This is a genomic window from Marinobacter sp. UBA2498, assembly GCF_002341575.1.
GTDB classification, from domain to species: Bacteria; Pseudomonadota; Gammaproteobacteria; order Pseudomonadales; family Oleiphilaceae; genus Marinobacter; species Marinobacter manganoxydans.
Genome location: NZ_DDOI01000006.1, coordinates 31,437 through 38,250, shown reverse-complemented (window position 1 = coordinate 38,250; position 6,814 = coordinate 31,437). Strand labels below are relative to the sequence as shown.

Genomic DNA, 6,814 nt, shown 5'->3' with positions numbered 1-6,814 from the left:
GGTGTCGTAAGGAATGACGGTAGCAACCGGGCCGAATGCCTCGATATCGTGGGCACCACAGCCGGTTTCCGGGTTCCGGCACAGCAGCAGGTGCGGCTCGATGAACGCGCCCTTCTCGGTGCCATCGCCGGTAGCCTTGAAGTTGCCTTCGCCACCCACAACCAGCTCACTGGTCTTGAGCAATTCCTGGATGTTGGCTTTCACATCCTCCAGCTGGTCGATGGAGGCCAGTGCACCCATGCGGACGCCTTCGACAGAGGGATCACCCACGGTGATCTTGGAAAGCTGCTCTTTCAGCTTGTCGCAGACCGCGTTTACCTGATCTTTCGGAACGAAGATACGACGAATGGCGGTACATTTCTGACCGGCCTTGGCGGTCATCTCGCGCCGGATTTCCTTTACGAAGACGTCGAATTCTTCGTGCTCCGGGGTCACGTCCGGCGCCAGAATGGCACTGTTCAGTGAATCGGCCTCGGCGTTGAACGGAATCGAACGATTGATGATGTTCGGGTGGTTCCTGAGCTTCCGTGCCGTTGCGGCCGAGCCTGTGAAGGTCACCACATCCTGCTCTTCCAGATGGTCAAACAGGTCGCCGGTGCTGCCAATGATCAACTGCAGGCTGCCTTCCGGAAGCGCGCCGGATTCCTGCATCAGGCGGACGGCGAGTTCGGTCACGTAGCAGGTTGAGGTGGCCGGCTTCACGATGGACGGCATGCCTGCCAGGAAGGTGGGTGCAAACTTTTCGAGCATGCCCCATACCGGGAAGTTGTAGGCGTCAATGTGAACCGCAACGCCGCCGCGGGGCACCAGGATATGGGTGCCTGCAAAGTGGTTGTTCTTGCCCAGCGGAGTCACCGGGCCTTCGTGAACCACGTTGCCCGAGGGAAGTTCGCGGCGGCCCATGCTGGCGTAGGAAAACAGCGTACCGAAACCACCGTCGATATCGATGCCGTTGTCGCCCTTGGTGGAACCGGTATGCATCGACAGGGCGTAGAGTTCTTTTTTGTGCTCCTGGAGGTACAGGGCCATGGCCTTCAGGGCCAGGGCGCGCTCCTGGAAATCCATCGCCATGAGGTTTTTGCCGCCAACCCTGCGGCCATACTCAACAGCGTTCTTGAAATCGAGGGTGTCGTCGTGGGTATGGGCGACGATCTCGCCGTTAACGGCGCTTGGCAGAGCCTTGGCGGGCTTTTCGCCGACCCACTGGCCGGCAATGAAACTTTTCAGGACTGACATGGGAAACTCCATTCGTTTCTGAAACGCGAAGGCAAGCCCCGTTGCTGCGGGACTTGCCTTGCTCTTGTCTTGTTTTGGGGGCGGAAACTACATTTCGTCGTAGTCCAGAACCACCTTGTCGCTGATCGGGTAGCACTGGCAGGAAAGCACGTAACCGGCTTCCACCTCGTAGTCTTCCAGAGCAAAGTTCTGGTCCATCTCTACCTCGCCTTCCACGACCTTGGCTCGGCATGTGGAGCAGACGCCAGCCTTGCAGGAATAGGGCAGGTCCGCGCCTTCTTCGTTGCCGGCATCCAGAATGCTCTTGGTGTCGCGCACCAGCGGGAAAGTCAGCGAGCGGCCATCAGCGATCACCGTTACTTCACTGATTGACTGGGGATCGACGTGTGCCGGATCCCGGTCTTTCCGGGCCTGGGGAACCCCACCAGCCGGGGTAAACAGTTCGAAGTGGATCCTGCTCTTTTCCATGCCGTGGTTCCGCAGTGAGTCGCGCACGGTCTCGGTCATCATCTGCGGGCCGCAGATAAAGGCCGCCGTGAGCTCCTTGGCATTGATCCAGTGATCGAACAGCTTGTCGCACTTCTCGTGGTCGATACGACCGTTGTAAAGGTCTATGTCCTGTTCTTCACGGGTGAAGATGTACACCAGGTTAAGGCGGGACATGTACTCGTTTTTCAGGTCCTGCAGCTCGTCACGGAACATGGTGCTGCTGGTGGCCTTGTTGCCGTAGAACAGGGTGACCTCGCTCTTGGGCTCGGTTTCCAGGGTGGTCTTCACGATCGAGAGGATCGGAGTAATACCACTGCCGGCCGCAACGGCCAGGTAATTGCCTTCACGTTCCGGGTCCAGATCAATGGAGAAATGGCCCTGCGGCGGCATGACTTCCAGAGTCTGGCCGGGCTTGAGTTGCTCGTTGGCAAAGGTGGAGAAGCGACCGCCCGGAACCTGTTTGACGGCGATGCGAAGCTCCTGGTCGTTGACACTGCGGCAGATCGAGTAGGAGCGGCGAACTTCCTCGCCATCCAGCTTGGTGCGCACGATCAGGTGCTGGCCCTGCTGGTAGTGAAACTTGTCTGCCAGATCTTCCGGCACGTCAAAAGCAAGTGATACGGCGTTTCTTGTTTCAGGTCTGACCTCTTTGAGGGTCAGTGAGTAAAATTTGTTCATGATCGTATCGGCTCTAGATGCATTTGAAATAGTCGAAGGGCTCGAGGCATTCCTTGCAACGATAAAGGGCTTTGCAGGCGGTGGATCCGAACTCGCTGACCCGTTCGGTGTCTTTGCTGCCGCAATGAGGGCAGGCAATGACCTCCGGTTCTCCGAGCAGGCTCATTTTGCTGGAGCTGCCCTCGGGTGGCGCGATACCGAACGCCCGAAGCTTTTCTTTGCCTTCGTCTGTGATCCAGTCGGTGGTCCAGGCAGGGGTCAGAACCTGTTTGATTTTCGGATCGCGGAAGCCAGCGGCGCGCAGCGCCTCGGCGATCAGCTCCTCAATCAGTTCGGTTGCCGGGCACCCGGAGTAGGTCGGGGTCACGTCAATGGACAGTTCTTTACCGTCCCAGTGAACCGCCCGGACAATGCCGAGCTCCACGACACTGACTGCCGGCACTTCAGGGTCTTTGACCTCTTCAAGAAGTGCCCAGATGTCGTCCTCTGTCAGCAGATCGGGGCGGGCGTTGGCCGGCACCCGATCACTGGCAATCAGAATGTCGACAGCTGACCGGCTGTCTGAATCACCATGTTGTGGCATCGGGATAGGCCCTCTGCAGGAACTGCATTTCTGCCAGGATGAAACCGAGGTGTTCGGTGTGCTCGCCGTGCTTGCCACCCATGTACATCCAGGCGTCTTCCGCGCCAGGAGTCAGGGTTGCCTGGGTGAGCACCTCGTTGACCATGCCGCGCCAGTCTTTGGCCAACTGGTCAGTATCCGGGCCAATGCCCGCCTCGGCCATCACACGATCGGTGTCGTCCGGCGTGATAAGCTCGCCGGTAAAACGCCAGAGGATGTCGACGGCGTCCTGCATGCGGCGGTGGCTTTCTTCAGTGCCATCACCAAAACGCTTCACCCACTCCGAGGAGCGGCGCAGGTGGTAGGTCACCTCTTTCAGCGCCTTGGCAGCGATGCCGGCAATGCGCTCGTCGCTGGATTCGGTCAGGCTCTTGAGCGTGAAGTAGTGGTACACGTCGAAGAAGAACTGACGGCCCATGGTGACGGCGTAGTCCTCGTTGGGCTGCTCGGTCATCAGCAGGTTGCGATACTTGTGAGCGTCCCGGCGGAAGGCCAGCTTGTCAGCATCGCGGCCATCGTCGATCAGCTCGGCTGCATACTCGTACCAGTTGCGAGCCTGGCCGACGAGGTCGAGGGCAACGTTCATCAGTGCCATCTCTTCCTCAAGCGCCGGGGCCTTGCCACACAGCTCGCAAAGGCGCTGGCCGAGGATCATGTCGGAATCTGCCAGGCGCAGCAGGTATTCCTTTAATGCTTCTGTTTGTGTCATGGGTACCGCTCCTTACATGTGTCCGACTTCATCGGGCAGCTTGTAGAAGGAAGCGTGCCGGTAAACCTTGTCTTCCGACGGATCGAAAAGCACTTCCTTCTCGTCGGACGCGGACGCCGTGATGGTGTCGGAGGGCACAACCCAGATGCTCACGCCTTCGTTGCGGCGTGTGTACAGGTCACGGGCGTTCTCCATAGCCATCTCGGCGTCAGCAGCGTGAACGCTGCCCACGTGTTTGTGGTTCAGGCCGTGCTTGGACCGTACAAAGACTTCGTAAAGGCGCCATTCAGACATGTTGTATTCCTCCGGTATCAGGCGGCTTGTGCGCGCTGTTTTTGTTTTTCGGCGTAGGCGACGGCCGCTTCACGGACCCAGGCACCTTCGTCAATAGCGTTCTTGCGAGTCTTGATGCGCTCGCGGTTGCAGGGACCGTTGCCCTTGAGGACGTCGTAGAACTCCTGCCAGTTGATTTCGCCGAAATCGTAATGGCCGGTTTCTTCGTTCCACTTCAGGTCCGGATCCGGTGCAGTGCAGCCAAGGAATTCGAGCTGCGGCACGGTCTGGTCAATAAACATCTGGCGCAGTTCGTCGTTGCTCTTGCGCTTGATCTTCCAGGCCATGGACTGCTGGGAGTTCGGGGACTCGTCGTCATGCGGTCCGAACATCATCAGTGCCGGCCACCACAGACGGTTAATGGCGTCCTGCACCATGGCTTTCTGTTCCTCGGTGCCTTCGCGCATCATGTCCAGCAGGATCTGGTAACCCTGACGCTGGTGGAAGCTTTCTTCCTTGCAGATGCGGATCATGGCGCGGGAATAGGGACCATAGGAGGTACGCTGCAGCACCACCTGGTTAACAATGGCGGCGCCGTCTACCAGCCAGCCAACAGCACCCATGTCCGCCCAGTTCAGGGTCGGGTAGTTGAAGATGCTGGAATACTTGGCTTTTCCCTGGTGCAGCTTTTCGATCTCTTCGTCACGGTCAGCACCCAGGGTTTCCATGGCGCTATACAGGTACAGGCCGTGGCCCGCTTCGTCCTGAATCTTGGCCATCAGCTGGAGCTTACGCTTGAGCGTAGGCGCGCGGGTAACCCAGTTGCCTTCCGGCAGCATGCCGACCACTTCAGAGTGGGCGTGCTGGGAAATCTGGCGAATCAGGGTCTTCCGGTAGCCTTCCGGCATCCAGTTTTTGGGTTCGATTTTGGTTTCGGCGTCGACCTTTTCCTGAAAGTCGCGCTCTTCGGGCGACATCTCTTCTTTGGTCTTAAGGCGCTTGGCGCCGGTTTCAACGAGCTGGGCGTACATAAACAAATACCTCCGGATCGGGCTTGTTGTTCTGTTGTCCGTGAACAGAGAACCCTCAATAACAACTGAGGGTCAATGACTCCATATTATATGATACTGAATAAATATCAAGAACAGTCTTTGTGTGTCATGTTATATCTAAAAGCTTCCTTATGAGATCTTATAGTGCTGATTTGCATAATAAAAAAAGTGATACGTGAGCAAATGCTATTGAGATCAGCAAACGGAAAGCAATTTTAAATCGGTGATTGCGGGCCCTGGTGGTGGGAAAAGCAGCGAGAGTCAGCGGCATCCGCTGCGTGCTGACTCTCTGCTGGTCGGTCGGATTTACTGGTTACGGCGATCAAATACGCGCTTGGCCTTGCCTTCCGAGCGTGCCAGACGGTTGGTTTCCACCACCTCGACACGGGTGCTGATGCCGATGTAGGACTTGATGTGGTGCGCCAGTTCCTTGGCCGCCGCAGCACGACTCTCGGGGGTGTCGGTTACGCCGGGTTTCAGTTCGGTCCGGATATCCACGCAGTCCAGGTTGCCTTCCTTGTAAACCTCGATCTCGTAGTGCGGTGCCAGAGCCTCGCACTTGAGCACCTGCTCCTCGATCTGGCTCGGGAACACGTTGACGCCGCGAATGATCAGCATGTCGTCGCTGCGGCCGGTAATTTTGTCAATCCGGCGCATCGGGCGCGCTGTACCCGGAAGCAGGCGGGTGAGGTCTCGGGTGCGGTAACGCAGAATCGGCAGGGCCACCTTGGTCAATGACGTGAAGACCAGCTCACCGTATTCACCATCAGGCAGCACTTCACCGGTTTCCGGGTTGATGATTTCCGGATAGAAGTGATCCTCCCAGATGGTCGGGCCGTCTTTGGTTTCAATACATTCCATGCCCACGCCCGGGCCCATGACTTCCGATAGGCCGTAGATATCCAGTGCCTCGATGCCAAGGCGCTCTTCGATCTCGGAACGCATGGCGTTGGTCCAGGGCTCCGCGCCGAAGATGCCCAGGCGCAGCGGCAGCTTGTGGGGATCGATGCCCTGCCGTTCCATCTCGTCGGCGATGTTCAGCATGTAGGACGGTGTGACCATGATGATGTCCGGCTCAAAATCCTTGATCAGCTGGACCTGCTTCTCGGTCTGCCCGCCAGACATCGGAATAACGGTGCAGCCCAGACGCTCGGCGCCATAGTGGGCACCAAGGCCACCGGTGAACAGGCCATAACCGTAAGCCACATGTACCTTGTCACCGCGGGAGCCGCCACCGGCCCGGATGGAGCGCGCCACAATGTCGGCCCAGGTGTTGATGTCGCTCTGGGTGTAACCAACCACGGTTGGCTTGCCGGTGGTGCCACTGGAAGCGTGCACCCGAACCACATCCGACATGGGCGTGGCAAACATGCCAAACGGATAGTTATCGCGCAGGTCTGCCTTGGTGGTAAATGGCACCTTGGCCAGGTCTTCCAGCGAGTTGATGTCCATGGGTTTCAGACCGAGGTCATCAAACGCTTTACGGTAAAAGGGCACGTTGGTGTAGGCATGGACAACGCTCCAGCGCAGGCGCTGCAGTTGTTCATGGCGCAGCTCATCAATGCTGGCGGTTTCCATGCGGTCAAGTTTGCCAAGTTTTTGTAGTGGTAAGGTCATGGTTCTGTCCTGCGTTGTTCTTGTCTGCCAAGGGTCTTTGTTCTGTTTTCCGCGGTGGCCTCAGGCCACCGTATCCGTGCGCTCAATGATCAGGGCGATACCCTGACCAACGCCGATGCACATGGTGCAGAGGGCATA

At 58.0% G+C, this 6,814-nt stretch carries 7 protein-coding genes; all 7 read right to left on the bottom strand.

All coding sequences use genetic code 11. From position 1 onward, the window contains the following. Window positions 1-1,236, bottom strand: a 1,236-nt coding sequence (locus B2W52_RS00460; protein ID WP_286800969.1) for a 3,4-dehydroadipyl-CoA semialdehyde dehydrogenase, incomplete at its 3' end; no start/stop codon positions are given. Between the two features lie 87 nt (window positions 1,237-1,323). Continuing rightward, complete coding sequence (gene paaE, locus B2W52_RS00455) at window positions 1,324-2,403, bottom strand: 1,2-phenylacetyl-CoA epoxidase subunit PaaE (protein ID WP_008173794.1); 1,080 nt, start codon at window positions 2,401-2,403, stop codon at window positions 1,324-1,326. 13 nt (window positions 2,404-2,416) lie between these two features. Beyond that, complete coding sequence (gene paaD / locus B2W52_RS00450) at window positions 2,417-2,986, bottom strand: 1,2-phenylacetyl-CoA epoxidase subunit PaaD (RefSeq protein ID WP_008173796.1); 570 nt, start codon at window positions 2,984-2,986, stop codon at window positions 2,417-2,419. After that, on the bottom strand, window positions 2,970-3,734 hold the full coding sequence (gene paaC / locus B2W52_RS00445; protein ID WP_273071356.1) for a 1,2-phenylacetyl-CoA epoxidase subunit PaaC: 765 nt from the start codon (window positions 3,732-3,734) through the stop codon (window positions 2,970-2,972). Before paaC ends, paaD begins: the two co-directional genes overlap by 17 nt. 12 nt (window positions 3,735-3,746) lie before the next feature. Further along, window positions 3,747-4,028 carry a 1,2-phenylacetyl-CoA epoxidase subunit PaaB gene (paaB, locus tag B2W52_RS00440; RefSeq protein WP_008173800.1) on the bottom strand — a complete coding sequence of 94 codons (282 nt, stop codon included), beginning with the start codon at window positions 4,026-4,028 and terminating at the stop codon, window positions 3,747-3,749. A gap of 17 nt (window positions 4,029-4,045) precedes the next feature. Then, on the bottom strand, window positions 4,046-5,038 hold the full coding sequence (paaA, locus tag B2W52_RS00435; protein WP_008173802.1) for a 1,2-phenylacetyl-CoA epoxidase subunit PaaA: 993 nt from the start codon (window positions 5,036-5,038) through the stop codon (window positions 4,046-4,048). Between the two features lie 327 nt (window positions 5,039-5,365). Next, window positions 5,366-6,676 carry a phenylacetate--CoA ligase PaaK gene (gene paaK, locus B2W52_RS00430; RefSeq protein WP_008173803.1) on the bottom strand — a complete coding sequence of 437 codons (1,311 nt, stop codon included), beginning with the start codon at window positions 6,674-6,676 and terminating at the stop codon, window positions 5,366-5,368. Window positions 6,677-6,814: the final 138 nt, after the last annotated feature.